This window comes from Membranihabitans marinus (assembly GCF_021729155.1).
Lineage (GTDB): Bacteria > Bacteroidota > Bacteroidia > Chitinophagales > Saprospiraceae > Membranihabitans > Membranihabitans marinus.
The window spans coordinates 130,680-150,732 of the sequence record NZ_JAJQYA010000006.1; the positions used below are offsets into that span (position 1 = coordinate 130,680).

At 38.0% G+C, this 20,053-nt stretch carries 20 protein-coding genes and 1 tRNA gene; 15 read left to right on the forward strand and 6 right to left on the reverse strand.

The window, feature by feature from the left end:
- Positions 1-694 precede the first annotated feature (694 nt).
- Positions 695-1,789, reverse strand: coding sequence for a dethiobiotin synthase (locus LVD51_RS06140; RefSeq protein WP_236970325.1), 1,095 nt, complete (start codon positions 1,787-1,789; stop codon positions 695-697).
- A 1,148-nt stretch (positions 1,790-2,937) separates the two neighbouring features.
- On the opposite strand from LVD51_RS06140, the gene LVD51_RS06145 reads away from it, so the two are divergent.
- The 10 genes from LVD51_RS06145 to LVD51_RS06185 all read left to right on the forward strand — a co-directional run bounded on the left by LVD51_RS06145 (position 2,938) and on the right by LVD51_RS06185 (position 9,118).
- A complete protein-coding gene (locus tag LVD51_RS06145; RefSeq protein WP_236970326.1) occupies positions 2,938-3,075 on the forward strand; it encodes a hypothetical protein in 138 nt (45 codons plus the stop codon).
- A 329-nt stretch (positions 3,076-3,404) separates the two neighbouring features.
- Entirely contained in the window at positions 3,405-4,436 is a 1,032-nt protein-coding gene (locus LVD51_RS06150; RefSeq protein ID WP_236970327.1) for a glycoside hydrolase family 113, read from the forward strand.
- A gap of 5 nt (positions 4,437-4,441) precedes the next feature.
- Positions 4,442-5,290, forward strand: a complete 849-nt coding sequence (panC, locus tag LVD51_RS06155; RefSeq protein ID WP_236970328.1) for a pantoate--beta-alanine ligase — start codon at positions 4,442-4,444, stop codon at positions 5,288-5,290.
- A gap of 116 nt (positions 5,291-5,406) precedes the next feature.
- Positions 5,407-5,754: an aspartate 1-decarboxylase gene (panD, locus tag LVD51_RS06160; protein ID WP_236970329.1), complete on the forward strand. Its 348-nt coding sequence runs from the start codon at positions 5,407-5,409 to the stop codon at positions 5,752-5,754.
- 5 nt (positions 5,755-5,759) lie between these two features.
- Positions 5,760-6,842 carry a lysylphosphatidylglycerol synthase transmembrane domain-containing protein gene (locus tag LVD51_RS06165; protein ID WP_236970330.1) on the forward strand — a complete coding sequence of 361 codons (1,083 nt, stop codon included), beginning with the start codon at positions 5,760-5,762 and terminating at the stop codon, positions 6,840-6,842.
- Complete coding sequence (gene rfaE2, locus LVD51_RS06170) at positions 6,808-7,293, forward strand: D-glycero-beta-D-manno-heptose 1-phosphate adenylyltransferase (RefSeq protein ID WP_236970331.1); 486 nt, start codon at positions 6,808-6,810, stop codon at positions 7,291-7,293. The genes LVD51_RS06165 and rfaE2 overlap by 35 nt, the downstream gene beginning before the upstream one ends.
- The gene (locus LVD51_RS06175; RefSeq protein WP_236970332.1) at positions 7,286-8,080 is read left to right on the forward strand and encodes a Nif3-like dinuclear metal center hexameric protein; all 795 of its coding nucleotides are present in this window, start codon (positions 7,286-7,288) and stop codon (positions 8,078-8,080) included. Before rfaE2 ends, LVD51_RS06175 begins: the two co-directional genes overlap by 8 nt.
- A gap of 17 nt (positions 8,081-8,097) precedes the next feature.
- Positions 8,098-8,850, forward strand: a complete 753-nt coding sequence (locus LVD51_RS06180) for a zinc ribbon domain-containing protein (protein ID WP_236970333.1) — start codon at positions 8,098-8,100, stop codon at positions 8,848-8,850.
- Positions 8,851-8,944: 94 nt separating this feature from the next.
- Positions 8,945-9,067: a hypothetical protein gene (locus tag LVD51_RS19975; protein WP_262912730.1), complete on the forward strand. Its 123-nt coding sequence runs from the start codon at positions 8,945-8,947 to the stop codon at positions 9,065-9,067.
- Positions 9,045-9,118, forward strand: a tRNA-Met gene (locus LVD51_RS06185). Before LVD51_RS19975 ends, LVD51_RS06185 begins: the two co-directional genes overlap by 23 nt.
- An 809-nt stretch (positions 9,119-9,927) precedes the next feature.
- On the opposite strand, the gene LVD51_RS06190 is transcribed toward LVD51_RS06185, so the two are convergent.
- From LVD51_RS06190 to LVD51_RS06210, 5 genes are all read right to left on the reverse strand, one after another.
- The gene (locus LVD51_RS06190) at positions 9,928-11,268 is read right to left on the reverse strand and encodes a CotH kinase family protein (protein WP_236970334.1); all 1,341 of its coding nucleotides are present in this window, start codon (positions 11,266-11,268) and stop codon (positions 9,928-9,930) included.
- On the reverse strand, positions 11,265-11,972 hold the full coding sequence (locus LVD51_RS06195; protein WP_236970335.1) for a DUF2490 domain-containing protein: 708 nt from the start codon (positions 11,970-11,972) through the stop codon (positions 11,265-11,267). Before LVD51_RS06195 ends, LVD51_RS06190 begins: the two co-directional genes overlap by 4 nt.
- A gap of 16 nt (positions 11,973-11,988) precedes the next feature.
- The gene (locus tag LVD51_RS06200; protein ID WP_236970336.1) at positions 11,989-12,615 is read right to left on the reverse strand and encodes a DUF4956 domain-containing protein; all 627 of its coding nucleotides are present in this window, start codon (positions 12,613-12,615) and stop codon (positions 11,989-11,991) included.
- A complete protein-coding gene (locus tag LVD51_RS06205; RefSeq protein WP_236970337.1) occupies positions 12,612-13,370 on the reverse strand; it encodes a polyphosphate polymerase domain-containing protein in 759 nt (252 codons plus the stop codon). The genes LVD51_RS06200 and LVD51_RS06205 overlap by 4 nt, the downstream gene beginning before the upstream one ends.
- A 318-nt stretch (positions 13,371-13,688) precedes the next feature.
- The gene (locus tag LVD51_RS06210; protein WP_236970338.1) at positions 13,689-13,916 is read right to left on the reverse strand and encodes a hypothetical protein; all 228 of its coding nucleotides are present in this window, start codon (positions 13,914-13,916) and stop codon (positions 13,689-13,691) included.
- A gap of 77 nt (positions 13,917-13,993) precedes the next feature.
- On the opposite strand from LVD51_RS06210, the gene LVD51_RS06215 reads away from it, so the two are divergent.
- From LVD51_RS06215 to LVD51_RS06235, 5 genes are all read left to right on the forward strand, one after another.
- Positions 13,994-14,911 (forward strand): AraC family transcriptional regulator, encoded by a 918-nt coding sequence (locus LVD51_RS06215; protein ID WP_236970339.1) that lies wholly within the window; start codon positions 13,994-13,996, stop codon positions 14,909-14,911.
- A 91-nt stretch (positions 14,912-15,002) separates the two neighbouring features.
- Positions 15,003-15,758, forward strand: a complete 756-nt coding sequence (locus LVD51_RS06220; protein WP_236970340.1) for an SDR family oxidoreductase — start codon at positions 15,003-15,005, stop codon at positions 15,756-15,758.
- Positions 15,759-15,838: 80 nt separating this feature from the next.
- Positions 15,839-16,087 carry a hypothetical protein gene (locus LVD51_RS06225; protein WP_236970341.1) on the forward strand — a complete coding sequence of 83 codons (249 nt, stop codon included), beginning with the start codon at positions 15,839-15,841 and terminating at the stop codon, positions 16,085-16,087.
- A 415-nt stretch (positions 16,088-16,502) separates the two neighbouring features.
- Entirely contained in the window at positions 16,503-18,815 is a 2,313-nt protein-coding gene (locus LVD51_RS06230) for a TonB-dependent receptor (RefSeq protein ID WP_394803152.1), read from the forward strand.
- Between the two features lie 12 nt (positions 18,816-18,827).
- The gene (locus LVD51_RS06235) at positions 18,828-20,048 is read left to right on the forward strand and encodes a DUF4374 domain-containing protein (protein WP_236970343.1); all 1,221 of its coding nucleotides are present in this window, start codon (positions 18,828-18,830) and stop codon (positions 20,046-20,048) included.
- The last annotated feature ends 5 nt before the right edge of the window (positions 20,049-20,053 follow it).

Here is a 20,053-nt window from a genome sequence, read left to right on the forward strand (position 1 = left end):
AAATTTATTTGGAAATTTTTTTTCTCTATTGAAATAAAAATTTTCGATCTCGATGGGCAATAAAGCAGATCTAAGCGTAATGCATAATGGGTTGATTGTTAATTTTTTGAATTAATGGAAACAACAATTGCCAATTAAATAAAAAACCTTGATTAGAAAAGGTACTAGTCAAAAGTCGATTTTTTTTAAAATTTTTTCTGGAAGAAAGCAGCGAAGTAGGATCAGGTATCGTTTTTTAAAAAAGCAGCCCTCGATGTTGATTTAATAGGATTTTACTAACTCTCTGATTGTGAAAAGATCAATTATGTGAAGATGAACATATAAGGGCTGCATCTAACTGTCATAAACATAAGAAAAAATATTGGTATTATCCATATAATTAGTGTTATTTTAAGAAAAAAATGACTTCATTAAGATATGATTTAATTTTTCTCTTCCAACATTAGGATTTTACCAACACATCATGCTGTTTTTACCCATTGAATCAGACAATGTGGTTTTTGTAATGGTGTCGATTGTGAAAAGATCGGTTTTGGAGATAGACAATATAAAATGATTGCATCTAACGCGGGAAATTCTCCTTTTGCACATAGTCTTGTAGGATGGATTATGGGCAAAAGGATTCCCTTTTTACTCTTCTAATTTATTTCTCAATTATAAACACATTTGATATTAACCGAAGGTTGTCGTGTTGTTATTTTTGGAGTGATTCTTTTAATAATTCCAAATCGATATTTTCTTTAATGAGTTCGATGGCTCGATTTATTTTCCAGGGGGTTTTTAAATTGATCTTTACTTCAATTTTTGATATTTTCAATACCGTACCCAATGTGTCTAAGTCGGTGCGAATAAAAGGGATTTCATTTTCCATAATATATCTTTCCGTTGTCATGGAAAGGTCTCCTTTACCTGTGGCGATTACACCGGATAGTGGGCAGGAGTGATTGGGGTTGACCGATGACCAAAGAATAAATTTTTCAACGACTTCATCTATTTTATCTGCCGCTGTCACCAGCAATTGATTTTTAAGACCAGAAAGATTATTCATTTCAACAATGGACCCAGAAATTATATCTTCTACTTTGTTGTAAACCATATGGTCGTTGGCGGTGACAAAGCCGTTTATGCTATTGAGCAAACTTTTGATGATAGGGAAGGCCATGGTTTTGTCGTATGGGATGCAGCCCAATAGAGGCAGTCCCATTTCTTTTAATTTTATACCGACATAGTGTTTGATTTTATCCATTTTTTCTGGAATGACTTTATTGATGATAACACCGATAATGGGTACGTTTTGTTCTCGGAACATGGCAACACTCATATTGAGGCGGTCAATGGTGCGACCGATACCGCCTTCTACTATCATTATCACCCCTAAGTCTAGGAGTTTGGCCACATCGGCATTGGAGAGGTTGACTACACTACCTACTCCGGTATGACCTGTGCCTTCATATATAACTATTTCGTGTTCTTTGGACAGGTAGTTGGCCGCCTGGATAACGTCCTCTTTAAAGTGAAAGTCTGAGGGATTGTCCAGATAGGCCGAAGTCGCGCCGTTGCCCAATATGACCGGGGAGTGTAAATGTGGTTCTAAATTAAATCCCAGTAAGTCGGCAAACAATAAGGTGTCTTTGTCTACTCGCAAGTTGTCGAGGTCTAAATATTGTTGTCCAACTGGTTTGCAGTATCCGACATTGTAATCCATGGATCGGAAGATAGCTGCAAGGCCAAGAGTTGAGGTGGTCTTGCCTACATGTTGATTGGTCGCTGCGACGTAGAATCCTTTCATTTTGCTATGGTGTTCGATAAATAAATAAATTAATGTACGAAAATTAAACGGAGGAGAAAGAGATTTGATTTTAATAATTGATATATAGTAGACAGATCATTAATTTTTAGACTCGGGATGACTGCACCGTAAATCGTCATCCGAAAATCTATGGCTTTGATCTGAATCACTGATGTATTCACATGGATTTGTCACACTTTTTGTCCAATTGATCTTAATATATTATTACAAGGAATGAAAAGTTATGATCTCTTCGTATCAGGAGATTGACAATGCAAAAAGTCCGCCAAATCAACATTGTTTGTACTCTATGGAATCTCGTCATGCCGCAGTGGGCATGACTTCTCTCATCGTAGACCGATTTACGGTCTACGGTACTTTGTACTTCATTCGTTCACTCCGGCGTGATTGCCCTGTAAATTGTTAGGTATTTTACCACTGTGCTCCGGCGTGATTGCCCTATAAATCGTTAGGTTTTTAGCCACCGTGCTGCGACGGAATCTTTTAATTCATTTTGATAACGTAGAGACGCAATGCCTTGCGTCTCCAAAAAAATTTATATGAGACGCAAGGCTAACCCACTCGAAACATAAAGGTTTCGGCTCCTTCAATACTATTTTATTATTGATGTAAAATGAAATTTTAAGCTTGTCAATTTAAATGCAGTCTCGGCACGGTAATATATTCTATAGGATTTACATTGCAGTCACGCTTCAGCACGGTGAAGATTATCATGAAGTTGTATTAATACCACGCCTCGGCACAGTGGCCTCGGTTCCTTCATCCAATTGATATTTAATCAATTGGGTTGCACTTCGTGCAACTGCATTCAGTCACCCACCCGAAACACGGTGGTTTCGGTTCCTTCATCCGATGGATATTTAATCCATCGGGTTGTCCAACAGGACAACTTCATTCAGTCATCCTAGATAATTCCCCTCCTTTGGAGGGGTGTCAGTTTACTGACGGGGTGGTATGGAAATTCAATAGTAGATATTAAAGTTTATTTTTTTTTCAATCGAACCACCCCGTCTGACAAGTCAGACACCCCTCCAACGGAGGGGAATTTAACCGTCGAATTTCATGTAATCTTAGTATAAAATGCACTTGGAATTAAAAGCAAAATTTACCAGCGAGCTTAATTAAATTTGAACAATATCATTAAATCTTCATTGTTCAATAGCGAATATACTGCAGGTGGTAAAATGAAAAAGGCCGAACATCAATGCGATATTCGGCCTTCATTGGCTGTGAGAGTAGGAATCGAACCTACACAGAGCGGTTAGCTGAAATATAATTATAGACTTAAATCTAAAGAAAAAGCCATTATATCTAGTTTATTCCGTGATCTCCACCCTCGAGACAAGAGGGCACGGCTGCCTATTTCGTCACCTCACAGTATGTTATTAAAATAATCATCTTATTGATTACGTTGACAAATATACAATAAAACACTTCGTTTATTAAAATAATTATATGAAAAACCAATTAAATATATGATAATTTCAAGAACGACCTCTATTTTTTGACAAAATGTCAATATGGTTAAAATTTTAATAGTATAAATTAATTATTTTGTAATCGAAATTTTTCTTTAATTCATAGAAAATTTGACTTGAAAGGATATTATCTATTATTCATATTATTTTGCTCCTCCCTGAGTTGCTGCATTCTATCTACCGATAGAGGAGATCTCAGCGTGGATCGTCATCATGAGATTGCCAATGGAGTGACCTTAGTGGCCCCGCCAAAAGAGTTCGACAACAATCCTATGCTGGAAATCAGTAAAATCAATGCCAATTGGGTAGCCCTCAATCCTTTTGGATTTACAGCGACCGACGAACCAGCTGTACATTTTAATAATGACAGACAGTGGTGGGGAGAAAAAATTAACGGCATTATCAGATGTGTTGAAATGGCTCATAACAGTCAACTCAAAGTCTTGCTCAAACCCCATATTTGGGCTCGTGGGATCTGGTGCGGTGACATTAAATACGAAAGTGAAGAAGAGTGGAGGAGTTGGGAAGAAGATTACCTGGAATATATTACGACCTATGCCCGTGTGGCCGACTCCACATCAGTGGATATGTTTTGTATAGGTACCGAACTAAAACAGTTTGTAATTTACCGCCCTCAGTTCTGGCAAGAAGTGATCGATTCAGTAAAGTCGATATATTCTGGTCCGTTGACTTATGCCTCCAATTGGGATGAATATGAAATGGTGGATTTTTGGGATCGTCTCGATTATATTGGCGTCAATGCCTATTTTCCTCTGCACGATGACAAAGTGGCTTCCATGTCTGATTTGACCGAAGCGTGGAAACCGATCCGCAAGAAATTGGAAACTTTTCATAAAAAATGGAACAAGGATATTTTATTTACGGAATATGGATATCTAAGTACAGAATACAATGCTCACAATACTTGGGAAAAGGAAAAAATGATTAAAGAATTGGAAGTCAGTCAAGAAGCTCAACAGATAGCCATCGATGCCCTCTATCAATCATTTCATTCTGCCTCCTGGTGGTATGGGGGATTTCTGTGGAAGTGGTATCCCGACAATTATCGCATTCGCAATAAGGAAAAAGATTATACTCCTCAAGGCAAATTGGCCGAACAGGTATTGATCAAATGGTTTAATAAATAATATCTATGTTTCTATTTAAAACAGAGTTGGCATTGCGTCAACATTTGGATAAAATATCTTCCAAACCCATAGGATTTGTACCTACCATGGGAGCATTACACCGAGGACATGAGTCACTGATAGAGGCGTCGAAAGATAGAGGTTGTTATACGGTGGCCAGTATTTTCGTCAATCCCACCCAGTTTAACGACAAGAGTGATTTGGAAAAATACCCGAGAACCGTGGATGCCGATCTCGAATTGTTGTATCATATTGGTTGCGATGCTGTCTTCTGTCCAGCGGTGTCCGAAGTGTATAAAGAAGGCAAAGCCCCTGTACCCAATGTAGATTTGGGGCATTTGGGAAATACCTTGGAAGCTGCCTTTAGAAAGGGGCATTTTGAAGGGGTGATGCAAGTGGTGGCAAGATTGTTGGACATGGTAAGACCTCAGATGTTGTTTATGGGACAAAAGGATTTACAACAACTCACCATTATACAGCATATGATCCAACAATTGGGTATAGAGGTCGACTTAATACCTTGTCCCATTGTTCGTCAATCATCGGGATTGGCCATAAGTAGTCGAAACAGTAGATTGGACGAGGAAGTATTGCCTCACGTCCATTTGCTTCACGATACCTTGATGTATTGTCGACAGCAGTTTAGTGAAACTCCCATTTCCGCTCTGAAAGAAGAAGCCTGTAAGAAACTGGATTTGCCGTTTTTTAAGTTGGAGTATTTGGAATTTTTAAATGCCCAAGATCTTACGATTTTGTCTAGTCATGGCGATGCAGACAATGTGGTAGCTGTGTTGGCCGTATGGGCTAACGATGTTCGATTGATCGATAATATGTTGGTTCATGGGAAATTCTAAACTCTTTTGCTTATTTCGGTGTTTAGGACACTGGATAGGTTAAATATCTATACATTGAACAATAGTTTCAAGTTATTCCTAAAATTAATTGGTAATATTTATAAATTTGCAGCATCATGCTGATTCAAAGATTTAAATCAAAAATTCATAGAGCTGTCGTAACTGAAGCCAACCTCCATTATGTAGGTAGTATTACCATAGATGAAGATCTAATGGATGCTTCCCATATTCAGGAAGGTGAACGAGTACAGATTGTCAATAACAACAATGGCGAGCGTCTCGAGACTTATGTCATCGCAGGTGAGCGGGGTAGTGGAGTTATTTGCTTGAATGGGGCAGCCGCTCGAAAAGTAGAAGTAGGAGATATCGTCATTATCATTTCATATGGCTGGATGACTCCGGAAGAAGCTAAAAATTTTGAACCTACTACCATTTATCCACAGGATAATAATAGGATAGATTAGCACATTTGAAAAAAAACATTAAACAAGCCATCCAATTATTGGTCTTTTTATCCCTGGGCTCAGCGATATTGTACTATGTATTCACTGTGCAGTCCAATCAGTATTTAGAATATTGCACAGGATTGGGGAATGATGCTGGCGATTGTGGGTTGATCGATAAAATACTAACCGATGTAAGGACGGCCGATCTTCGATGGTTGATTCTGACCATTGTACTCTATATGTTGAGCAATGTGTCAAGGGCTATTCGATGGAAAATGTTGTTAGAAGCTGGAGGGGAATCCGTGAAGACACGCAATACCTTTTTGGCGACAATGGTGGGATATTTGGCCAATTTGGCCATTCCTCGTCTAGGGGAATTTGTAAGAGCCAGTATTATCGCTAGGTATGAGAGAGTAGATGCCGCCAAAGTAATGGGTACAGTGGTCACTGATCGCTTGCTGGATTTGCTGGGGTTATTGGTGATTTTTGGTCTCGGATTTATCTTCGGATCTAGACTCCTCATCGATTATTTAAGTGAAAATGCAACAATGCCAGTCATTTCTTTGGGCTTGGTATTGCAGGTTTTATTGGTGTTAGCTGTTCTTGTGGGATTGGCTTATTTTCTCTACAACAAGTTGAAAAATCATCCATTAATAGTGGCGGTCAAAATCAAATTGCAACAGTTTGCCAAAGGCATTATGAGCATTCGAAAGGTGAAAAATTTCCCTTTATTGGTCCTGCATAGTATCAATATTTATTTGATGTATTTTTTCATGACATATCTGCCCTTTTTTAGCTTTGAGTCCACCAGTCACCTCAGTCCATTGGCCGGTTTATTGGTCTTTATATTTGGTGGATTGGGTATGGTATTGCCTTCTCCTGGAGGGATGGGTACCTATCACGCCATGGTCATTGCCGCATTGGGAATATTTGGGGTGTCGGGGCCTGATGGTTTTTCATTTGCTATGATTATTTTTATTGTCATCAACATATGTGTCAATTTTTTGACTGGCATCATTTCTCTTATTGTATTACCTTTGGTCAATAAAAAATATAAATTAAAACACAGCAATGTTCCCAGCCTTCATACAGAAGAAAATAATTAACGAGTCCAATTTTCGGGAAATTTTAGGTGAACGCCATCGGCCACTAGTGTGGACGAATGGGTGTTTTGATATTATTCACCGCGGTCATATAGAATATTTGGCGGAATGTAAAGCTATGGGAGGACAGCTCATTGTAGGTGTAAATAGCGATGATTCCATTCGCAGATTGAAGGGAGAGGGGCGACCTATTATCGAAGAAGAGGATAGGGTTATTCATTTGGCTTCATTTTCATTTATAGATTACGTATTAGTTTTTGAAGAAGATACACCATTCAAGTGGATTGAGAGAATCCAACCAGATGTTTTAATTAAAGGCGGCGACTATGCCATTGATGATATTGTAGGAAGAGAAGTGGTAGAGGGCAATGGTGGTCGAGTAGCCACCGTACCATTGGTCGAGGGCAAAAGTACCAGTCTTATTATTGAATCAATATTGAAAAACTATGGCTAAGGTAAGAGACGTAACAGATTACTTGGAATCGATAGCACCATTGCATTTGCAAGAATCCTATGACAATGCGGGATTGATCGTAGGTCATCCAGATTGGGAAGTTACTGGACTATTGTGCGCATTGGATACCACACCTGCCGTAATTCAAGAAGCCATTGACAAGAAAAAAAACCTTATTGTTGCCCATCATCCCATTGTGTTTTCGGGACTGAAGCGGTTCAACGGCAGTGATTATATCCAGCAAGCCATTATTTTGGCCATTAAACACGATATTGCCATATATGCTATCCACACCAATTTGGACAATGTTTTAAGCAATGGTGTCAATGAGAGGTTGGCCCAACAAATCGATTTACAAGACTTGTCTATTCTCAAACCTCGTCCGGATCAAATAGGCATAGGTAGTGGGATCAAAGGTCGATTGGCTGAGGCTATGCCCATATTGGAATTTTTGAAAAAAGTCAAGGAAAGTTTTGGCTTGCAAGTGATTAAACACACTGGTTTTGACAGTGATTTAATGGTTTCTGAGGTGGCTGCATGTGGTGGTTCTGGTAGTTTTTTATTGCAAACTGCTATTGAATCTGGGGCGCAAGTCTTTATTACTGCGGACTTTAAGTATCACCAGTATTTTGATGCCAACAATGATATCGTTATCTTGGATATTGGGCATTATGAGAGTGAAAAATTTACTATAAATTTACTTAATAAGCTAATTAACAATAATTTTCGTAATTTTGCATCGCATTGTACAGAACACGATACAAATCCCGTGCATTATTATATATAAATACTTAATTAATGACTATGGCAAAGAAGAAAGAGTTGACAGTAGAAGAAAAGTTAACAGAGCTATATAGGCTTCAAGAGATTGATTCTGAATTAGATAAGATAGAGGTCTTAAAAGGAGAACTCCCAGTAGAAGTCAATGATTTAGAAGATGAGATCGAAGGTTTAAATAAGCGGATCGAGAGACTTCAGGGAACGATTGCCGAGTTTGAAGATGAGTTGAGCAAGCAAGATGCCAATATTAAAGAGTCCAATATGTTGATCGAAAGATATAACAAACAGTTGGACGATGTAAAAAACAACAGAGAGTACGAGGCATTGTCCAAGGAATTGGAGCTTCAGAAATTGGAGATTGAATTGTCTGAGAAAAGAAAGCGAGATACCGTTGTAAAAGCTGAAGCCAAGAAAGAAGTTTTGTCTGAGACTCAGGAGAGATTGGAGGTTAAGAAAGAGGCATTGAGCAACAAGAAAGCTGAACTCGATAAAATTATTTCCAACACCGATAAGGAGGAGAAAAAGTTGGTCTCAGATTCTAAGAAACAACGCGACAAAATTGAGCCAAGATTGTTGAAAGCCTATGACAAGATTCGTTCTTCGTATAGAAATGGCTTGTCTGTAGTGACGGTTTCACGGAATTCATGCGGTGGATGTTTCAACAAAATTCCACCTCAGACTCAATTGGAGATATCATTGATGAACAAAGTAATCATCTGTGAGCACTGTGGAAGGATATTGGTAGATGGAAGTTTGGCCGGGGAAGTGGTAGAATAATTCAAGCCAGCTTACCTGCATTGGATTGGAAAACATCGATTTACTGCAACACTTTTTGCCGAATTAATTGTTGTTTTCAAAATAACTTTTATCTTTGCCATCCTTAAAAAAGGAAACCAATTTGGAAGGGCAATCTGGCCTGGAGAAAAGAGGTGGAGAGATAGGCAGTAAGTATGCTTATAAAGAATATAGTTGGCGTGGTAGCTCAGCTGGTTAGAGCGCAGGATTCATAATCCTGAGGTCGGCGGTTCAAGCCCGCCTCACGCTACTTAAATTAAAGAGTTATGAATAATTGTATTCATAGCTCTTTTTTTGTTTATATAACCTGTGTTGACAAAGGAAATAATACGAACTACGTTGCAGTCACGAAACGTAGAGACGCAATGCCTTGCGTCTCCAAAAAAAATTTTATGAGACGCAAGGCCAACCCACTCGAAACATAAAGGTTTCGGCTCCTTTATCCTGGCATCCCCATCCACAACACGGTGGTCGTGGTTCCTTCACCTTAGACCGATTTACGGTCTCAGATGCTTTTGTCCACCCACCCGAGGGATGGAACCCTCGGTTTCTTCATCCAATTGATAATTAATCAATTGGATTACTCTTCGAGTAACTATATTCAGTCATGTTCAGTCATCCTTCGGATTTTGCTCGGTCACGCCGGAGCACAGTGGCTGAAAACCTATCGAATTACGTTGCAGTCATGTAACGTAGAGACGCAATGCCTTGCGTCTCCAAAAAAAATTAGAAGAGACGCAGTGGCATGACGAGATTACATAAAATTTACTATCGAATTTTATGCAGTCACGTCTTGGTAGAGACGCAAAATTTTGCGTCTAAATCTAATTTACATAAATCGAATTTTTTATCCATTGATGCCAATAAAGATTAGCATGAAGTATTATTAATACCACGCCGGAGCACAGTGGCTCCGGTTCCCTCATCAAAGGTCGATTTACGACCTTTGGTACTTCGTACTGCATTCGGTCACCTCAGCACAGTGGCCAACCATCCACTATTCTATCCATTGCGGTTTGCTATAGTGAATGGCGCTGATGATGTTGTATTGATTCCATTTTACTGTAGAAAAGAATTCGCTGCAGCAACACGACTGGCGTTATGGGATTTCAGTGTGCTTATAGCCGAATTGAATCGTCCATTTACATATGAATAACCAGATCTCTCAGCATCAGCAGATTCTTGAAGTAAATCCTCCTTGCTCGAATATATACCATCCATGATGGAAGTCGAAAAATAGGACTCGATAAATGATTTTACATATGTTTTGTAGGTGTTGAAATACACTTCATCATTGGCTATGTAATTGATGAGAGGCCAGTTGCTGCCTACTTCATTCATGGCAAAAGACAATGAGCCGCTCGAATTGCCATTTTGAAATGCTTCGTTGTTGTCCCAAACAATCCATTTTATTAAATCATCGGCAGGGTCGTGGTATAAATAGTAGTTGTGGGGCATATTCCCGTAGGTGTCCCAAATCTGTATGGTGTTGTTGACGGCCAAATATCTTAAAAACCCATCCACATCAAAAACACTTTCCAAGTCGGCTCGCCACTGTGCGGCATCGGTGGTTCTGTTGCTGGCGTGTAAATAATTATACATTTCGGTAATGTCGCTCTTATCGCCTATGTCCTCATTGGTTTTTAGTTCAAATCCATCCAATGTAAATCCGGCCTGGGCAAAGCTTGCCCCATCGTCTTCGGGTTTGTAACAATTGCCCGTATTGCTTCCAAAATAATCCTCGAGAAAGGTGTCGAACACCACTTCACACATGGTATATACTCCATAGTATTCCTCTCCATTCCCCTTGTCTATATACACTTCATAAAAAGCGGTGCGTACCGCAGGTACTCCAAAACTTCTAAATAATTCATCAGCAGATTTTTCTCTAATCAAAGAAGCATCGTTATAATTGCTGCTTAAAGAAAGTTCTTTAAACCCATAAAACCGTTGGTTGTATATGCCTTCATAGTCGTCTTCAAATTCATCAAAATCAAAACGCAATGGCAATTTTCCACTGTTGGCTCTTAAGGAAGAGTTGCCCTTGTAACGCACACCAACATTTTCCCAAACCAAATCATTGAAATAAATATTTGCGGGAAAATAAGAAGGGTCTTCATTGGAAAAAGTTTGAACGCCGCCAGGACGACCACCCCCGCTGCCACTTATTTTATCAACTAGGTCTTGTTGCATATCACTCCAATCGTCAGCAGAAAACTTGATCACTATTTTATTTACTTTTGAATCGTCGAAAACCACATCGTAATCGGCCGGATAACCGTTGTTGTGAGAAGCTAACCCACCAGCTACTTCACCTTCCTCGACAAAAATTTCCTCTTTACAACCAAAGCTTCCTGCCATCAATAATGCAGATATGATAATGATTATTTTGTTTTTCATTTTTTCTTATTTTTAATGGTGTACTGGTATCGAATACCTATAATGTTACTGGTTTTGGGGTATGCACCGACGAGTTCTTTTTCCAGTCGATAGAATCCTGAGATTTCACCATACTTTTTCAGATTGTACGATGTGCTTAGGGTAAACCTAATTTTGTCAAAGTAATCAGTGCTGTTGGTTTCATTGAAAATTTCTGTAGCAAATTCGGGGTCTAGCTTCCATTTCTTTATGTTGTAGCCCAGCGCGGCTTTTAGACGAATGGTTTTTACATCGGGGTTTTCTGATGAAAATTCATTTTTTTGCTGATAGCGAAATCTAGATGAAAAGGTAAATCGCTCTATGTCGGTTTTGTAACCCAGGTCTGCATTCCATCTAAAATGGTTTTCAATTCCTTGATTATTGCCATTGGTATCGTTGTTTCTGATGTATCTTCCCCCCACTGCAATGCTGAATTGGTCGCCAATATTTCTCTTCACTCCCAATTCGGTGAAATTTTGATCCATAACACTGGCATCGTCTTTAAAACGATACTCGTGTTCTAAATTCATACTCCAGAGTTTGTTAATCTTGTATTTTAATCTGGCTCCAGTCCATAATTCAAAATCGCTGGTGGTGTAATATTCGCCTTCTTGGGCTTTGCCCTCAGGAATGGCCAATATTAAGGTCAATAGGAGACAGGCCGCTATTTTATAGATGGTTTTCATGATAAATAGTTTTGATTTATTTGATAGGATTGGTATAGTCGAATACGTTTTGCTCATCTGCATAATAAAATATTCTTACTTGTGCTGTATCGTCTAAAAAATTGAGATTGCCCACTTCTACGCGATTTATATTCAAACCCGTTCGTCTTTCTAATTCAGCTTTTAATTCCTCTTCTTTTTCGATGTTGATCAGGTTAATGTTTTCGAATAAGATGGTTTTATTCGCTTCGTGTTTTAGCAACCATTTGTATTCCATAATATAGGTCATGGACAGGATGAAAACATTGATAATGCCCAATTCTAGCATAGATATTTTCTTCGATGCCAAGGAGTTGATTACACTTAAACCGATGACAATAAATAAGTAGGTCATTTCCTTTATTTCTATCTGACTGGTGCGATATCGGATGATGCTAAAAATAGCGAATAGCCCTAGCCCCATTCCGGTATCTATATCTAGTTTTCTCATTGAAAAACAGATGAAGAAAATGATAAATCCAATGAGGTAATAGGTGAAGAGATAGTCTTTTCTATTGGTTTTATTGTAGTAAATGTATCTTATAATCAGGGTGAGAAATACAAAATTTATCGATAAACGCAATAGCAATTTGTACACATCATCATCAAACCAAGTTATGTTCATATGGTATTTATTTTATTTAGTTGAAGAAGTTTCTTTTTAAACCGGTTGTGTTTTACCTCCTGTACACCATGGGTTTTTATCAAGCCAATGCAGTATTTGCTAACGTTGTATGGCCTTATCTGTAGATTTTTCAATACTTTAACAATCGGTGTAGATCTGGAAAGTTGCGGTTGTTTCAGTTCCAATATGACTACTTGGTCCAAGCCCGTTTCCACATCGTTGTATTTAAAATTGATGTTTAAATCAAAGGTGACACGCTCTACTGAGTGTTTGGAGATCAAGGTGATGCGGTTGTAATAGTTGGTCAGTTGTTTTTTTAATTCGCCCTGATGAATATTCGCTTTGCTTAAAAATCGTTTATCCTCATTACTCAGGTAGAAATGGTCGGTATCTACTTTGATTCTCTGCTTGTCCACACGTCCATTTTGCTTGTGTTTAACCTCTAAAAAAGTGAGGTTGGAATCGACGTAGTTTCTAAACCTCACCTTGTACCTGTTTTTTCTTTTGCGATGGTGTTCTTTGTAAAAATACAGGGAGTCGGTATCGAAATAAATGGTTTTATAAGTCGGGGTTTCGGTGCCAGAAATCCTCAATACTTTGTAGTCGTTTTGCAATTGACCAAGAATAATGGGCAGTTGCTTGGCAGAAAAAACATATTTGGTTTCTACTCTGTCCATGAGCTTTACATTATTCATTTCTTCTAAACTGATTTTATGGTAATCCAGAAGGGCTTTATGTATTATGTCGTCTGTCATTGTATCGCGTTTTAAAGGCTAATCGATTTATTCTATGGATATTTCTATCCGTAGCTTTGGTTCTGTATTAGTGTTAGACCACGGTTTTTATTAAATCCTTCGGATATGGCGATATTTTTTTCACGAAAGACTTTGAACTACAAAAAAATATAGTGGTCAGTGAGGTGGTTTTCGTTGCCTGTGAATTGAGTGATCTAGGCGGTTATACAAGTGGTATATGGGGAAATAGTATTACTTTCCCGTCGATTAAAATTTGAGAAACACAAATCAGCTTAGTAACTTTTTTAATAAATAAGTTCAAATACAAGCAATATCTAGTCATTGTTTTTGATCTTGTTCAATCGCAACTAAACCCACTGGCCAGTCCATTTCAATATTTACTTTTAGTCTATCAAAATAGGGGATAAGCTCTTCCAGACCATAGGTCATGGGTATTGGGCAGATGTGGTTTATTTCGGTCAAAGGTCCATTTATCATGAAGAAACTAGGCTGTTCTATAGGTCTTAAATTCTTTAAGAAGAGTAATTTTATTTGAGACCAAAACATAGTATATTTAAATATCGTAAAATAAATTAGGCCGATAAATAAAGACTATTGGTCTTTGACTAAAATTTTTTAATCATATGAAGGAAAATGAAGAAATAGCCTTCTTTGAAAGGGTGGTAGATTTGTATAATGCATTGGGTATTCCGATAGAACAAAACAGTCAGTTCTCAATGAATAATTTATTGGATATACACAAAATCATTCCATATAAATCCCCAGTATTTAGGACGAATTATTATTCTTTTATATTTATAAAAAACGGCAAAGGCAACTATACCACAGATGAACAAACCTTTGATTATGGACCGAGAACCATATATTTTACCAATCCCGGGCACATAAAATCATTTGAATTTTTAGAATTGGATGAGGCTTATCTTATTACCTTTAGCGAAGAGTTTTTAAAAACGAATCTGCATCAGAATATTTTTAATGATTTTCCATTTTTGCTTTCAGAGACTGTGCCACCGCAAAGCCCCAATGCCAAACAATATCTTGAAATAGAAAATATCTACCTTCAAATACTGAAAGAATATGAGAGTAAATCTTTGTACAAAAATAAAATCATATGTAATCTTCTCGTAGCCTTATTATTTAAGATAAAAGCTCTTTTCTGGCAAAACTACTATCCAATAGAAGAGGGAAGTAACCATTCTAAAATTGTCAAAAAATTCAAAGAAAACCTAGAACAGCACTATACGGATTTGATTAAGAATAAAACAGAAATTATATTATACCCACAAGATTATGCGAGGTATCAAATGCTCAATCCCAGTTATTTTAGCCAGGTGATAAAAAGCAAAACGGGGAAGTCTCCCAGTCATTGGATAAATGAAAGAACTACATCATACGCCAAAGCATTGTTGCAAAACACGTCGAGATCTATAAAAGAGATAACATTTGGATTGGGATTTTCCGAAACTGCTCACTTTAGTAAGTTTTTCAAGAAGCAAACTGGCCTTTCACCTTCAGCGTATCGAAAAACCCTAACCTAAAAAATGTATAAGTCAAGCTAAAAATCATACAACAAAGTAAAACCTTGTTGCCCTTACTTTTATGCTATTATTGAATTAAACATAATTTGAAATGGCAAAAATAGATTTAAAAGACAAGGTAGTTTTGGTAGCTGGGGGAGCAAAAAATCTCGGGGGATTAATTAGCAGAGAAGTGGCAAAACAAGGTTCTGATGTTGTTATACATTTTAACAGCGATAGCACATTAGCCGATGCAGATGAGACAGTGAAGGCAGTAGAAGAATTGGGTAGAAAAGCCATCTTAATACAAAGTGATTTGACTAAGGCCGAAAACGTAAAGGCATTATTTCAAACTGCAACAGAACATTTTGGAAGAGTAGATGTGGCGATAAATACCGTGGGAATGGTTTTGAAAAAACCGTTTTCAGAAACCACAGAAAAAGAATTTGATACCATGTCTGCTGTCAACAGCAAGTCGGCTTATTTTTTTCTACAAGAAGCTGGAAAAACGCTAGAAGATAACGGTAAAATCATTACTATAGTTACTTCTTTATTGGGCGCTTTTACGGGGTTGTATTCAACCTATGCTGGAGGGAAGGCACCAGTAGAACACTATACGAGAGCGGCATCTAAAGAATTTGGAGGAAGAGGTATTTCCGTCAATGCGGTTGGGCCAGGACCTATGGACACGGCTTTCTTTTACGGTCAAGAATCACCAGATGCAGTAGCGTATCACAAGTCAGCTTCTGCCCTTGGGGGATTGACTAAAATCGAAGATATCGTTCCGATTGTTACATTTTTGGCAACCGATGGTTGGTGGATAACTGGACAAACCATATTGGCCAACGGGGGGTACACCACAAAATAAAATAGCTTTTACTGGAAGTAACGATAATGAGCTTGGTTGTGAATGTGCAATCAAGCTCATTGTCATAAAATAATTTAACGATGTATTTATCGATCATTTCCAACAACTATTTTTGCAATGCCATTGAGGCATTGCAAAATTGCCATCAATCAAAGTATTCGTATTTTACTAAAAATCCTAAAATGACTGATGATGGAAACCCTAAAGATTTTGACAAGTTTTTCAAAGCTGCATTGGGAGAGGAAAAATTTCTGACCATAGATAAGGTAGAAGATGATGGAAAAAGTATTTATGGTAACTTTTATGCAGGACAATGGGCTAGTTTTTAGGTGTATTTTAAATTTTATAGAGGTTCAAATGGAAAATTTCATCGTTTAGATATTGGTCAATCCAACAAATAAATTATCCATAAATAAAGGGTTATAACCGTAAGAATGCAATTTATTGTACGGTTCAGAGACTTGACGTCTTATATCAAATGAATTTATAGTTAAACCGTAACTATAAATTCATCGGGTATTACATCCATTCGAAGGTTACATACTTTTAATCCATCAATATCGCATTCAATATAGTGGTCTTGATTTATACTATGATGGCAGAATGTAAATTTTAAATTCGAAACCTATAAAAATTATACATCGGTAAAAACAAATGCAATGTTGTTGCATTTATTTTTATATTTGCATCTTTGTTGCATTTAAAACAGCTATATCATTGCGAATCCCCCATATTCTAATACCAGTGTTTTTGTTTTGGTCTGTCTTTTTATCCGGACAGAATAACCTCGTAGGCACCATCTTCGACGAAGAGAATAAAGCCCTTCCAGGAGTAACTGTTTTGGTTGAAAACACCGATTATTTTTCCATAACCGATGATGATGGTGTGTTTGAAATTCATGGATTAGAGGCTGGTAATTATAGAATTTTGGCTTCTTATTTGGGATATGAAGACTATGTATCTGTTGTAAAGCTTCCTTTGGATCAAAAGTCGACACTTAGGATTGTTTTAAAAGAACAGGCATTGATATTTGACCAAGTCAGAATATCGGCCCAATCCGAAGCTGCCGACCTCAAAACGAGCAGTCAGAGTGTTTCAGTCTTAGAGACGAAAACGCTTTATAACCAAAGTAATAATACCGCAGATATTTTAAATAAAATTTCCGGAGTAAAGGTGAGACAGTCTGGAGGACTGGGAAGTAATGCAGACATTTTTATAAACGGAATGTCTGGTAAACAGATCAAATTTTTTATGGACGGTATACCCTTGTCCTACTTTGGTTCTGGAATGAGTCTAAATGTTCTTCCCATCAACATTATGGAGAGGATTGAAGTCTATAAAGGCATGGTTCCAGTAAATTTGGGAGCCGATGCTCTTGGAGGGGCTATAAATGTCGTGACGAGACAAGATATGTCGAGTTACCTCGATTTGTCATATTCTATGGGTTCTTTTAATACCCATAAAGGGAATTTTAGTTCTCAGTATAGCGATCTCAAAAAGGGATGGTTTGTAGGTTTGCAATCTTTTGTAAATCACTCTGATAACAACTACAAAGTGGATGTAGAAATCCCCGATGAATTTGGTAATCCGCAGTCTGCTACCGTCAATAGATTTCACGATGATTACACCAATTATATGGTGAATTTTCAAATGGGGTTGTTCGACAAAAAATGGGTGGATCGTATGGCATTCGGGGCAAGGATAAGTGGAACGGAACGAGATATTCAGCACAATGCCGTTATGGCACAACCCTATGGGCAAGCTCATAACAATGAAAATACGAAAGGTATAAACCTTGAATACGCATTTGAAACTCCAGACAATTCCATGAGATTTAAATGGTTTGGCGCTATTAATTACACCAGTGGATATTTTGTCGATACTACGTTGAATGCCTACACTTGGGATGGCGAAGTGTATCAGAGACGGACTGATGGTGGAGAGTTGTCGGCATCTCGAAATTTATTGAGCTTAGATTCTAAAGGTCACTTAAGCCGTTTTAACTGGAATTACAATGTCTCTGACAATAGTGAGTTGACCTTGAATGTATTTACATCGTGGTTTCATAGAGTGGGGGAAGATCCTCTAGCCGCTGCATTTTACGGGGAAGATTTTTATAAAAACCCTGTCTCGCTTTTCAAAAATGCTACAGGTTTAGCTTACCAACATTACTTCTTTGATCGAAAATTATCGACCTATACCTCATTAAAGCATTTTTCCTTTAAGGCTGATGGATATGCGATACAGAACCTGGAATACATTCCCAACCAACAGGAAGTGTCTAAATTTGGATATTCACAGGCCATTCGCTATCAATTGTCAGATCATTGGTCGGTTAAATCTTCATATGAATACGCCACTCGTCTTCCCGATGAGTCGGAGCTATTTGGAGATTTTATTCTTGTGCGACCCAATCCATTTTTAAATCCGGAAGTCAGCCATAACCTCAATGTTGAAGGTAGCTATGATGGGGATAAATACCATGCTGAAATTCGCGGATTCTATCGCTTCAACGACGATGTAATATGGTTGCGAACTTCACAGTTTTTCGCCCAGTATCAGAACCTGCTTCGCGCAGAGATACGAGGAGTGGAGATGGCTTTTACCTATCTCCCTATTCCGTCACTGAGTCTGGGTCTTAATGGGACGTTTCAAGATCTCAGAAATAAATCTTCTAATAGCAGTGCAGGCACAGTGGACAATCGATATTACAATGCACGACTGCCAAACATTCCTTATTTATTTGGAAATGCTAGGATTCGATACACTTTGGAAGACTTTGTAAAACCGGATTGCGATTTGCAACTTTATTGGTCTGGTAGTTATGTAAGGGAATTTTATCTCTATTGGGCAGTGGATGGCAACGAGGAGCAAAAAAATATTATACCCAGTCAATTTGTACAGAATGCTGGAGTTTCATGGCTGTTGCAAGAACAGAAATTTTCTATTGCTGCAGAAATCCACAATCTGGGAAACATAAAAGCGTACGACAATTTTAGTGTCCAGCGCCCCGGAAGATCTTTCTACATCACTTTGCGAACATTTTTAAAAAAATAATAAACAATAGATATGAAAAATAGATTATTAAATCTTAAACGAATTTTATGGATGATCTTCCCCATAGCCATCGCATTTGCGAGTTGTGAAAAAGATGAAGAAGTAACGCCTTCAGTAGATCCGGATCCGGATCCAGCAGTAGAAATTAAATATGCTTTGTCGACCATTAGTGGAGCTTATCCCAATACCACTACTTATATTCAAGGTCTAGAGAATTTGGATTTTACTACTATAGACAATGACAATGCGATAGAACTTACCAATAGTGGTGAAATGATTCAATTTGGTGAAAATGTCTTTGCAACCCCTTTTGGAGCACCAGCCAACTTAGTGAAGTACGCTTTTGATGAAGATGGGATCCCTAGAGAGGAGGAGAGAATTATTGTGCCGGGATCAAATGTTTTTTCAACACTGTATTTTGAAAGCGAAGAAAAAGCATACGCAACTCTATCTGGGGGACTTTCCAAATTAATTGTATTCAATCCTTCTACCATGCGTATTACTGGTGAGGTTAATCTCTCTCAAGTTTCCTCTCATTTCCCAGAAGCGACTCGGACATACTACCTTGCTATAGAAGAACGCGATGGAAAACTGTATATGGGAGTTCATTTTGAGAAAAATTTTGTTCCGGTAAATGATTCTGCTTATGTGGCCATCATTGATTTAGCTTCCAATAGTTTTGAAAAACTTATTTCTGACGGAAGAACAGGTATGATATTTGGAGGTTCAGGACCTAACTCAGGTATTTTTAAAGATTCTAATGGGGATATTTATATTCAAGGAAAAGGAACGCTAAATGAAGGGGGAACTTCACCGAGTGGATTGTTGAGGATTAAAAATGGAGAAAGCGAATTTGACGCAGATTACTTTTTTAATATGGAGGCAGCTACTGGTAGTTTATGTTATGGAATTTCCTATTTTAGTGATGACGAAGTCTTTACGGCACGTGTTGAAGACGCCAGTGATTTTTGGGAATACTTAACAGGGCAGCCTCAATTTAAATATTATAAAGTGGATTATAAGAACGCTGAATCTCTCGGTGCTGTTGATCTGCCGACAACGTATTCTTCTCGCTATATGGTTATCCAAAGTCAAGATGAAAATACCTTGTTGTTTACCACTGCGACCAACGATGAAAATGCAGTCTACACATACGATATAAATACTGGCGACACCGCGAAGAAGTTTGTGTCCACTGGAGGTTATATTTCCGGCTTGCAGGTATTGGAGTAATAGAT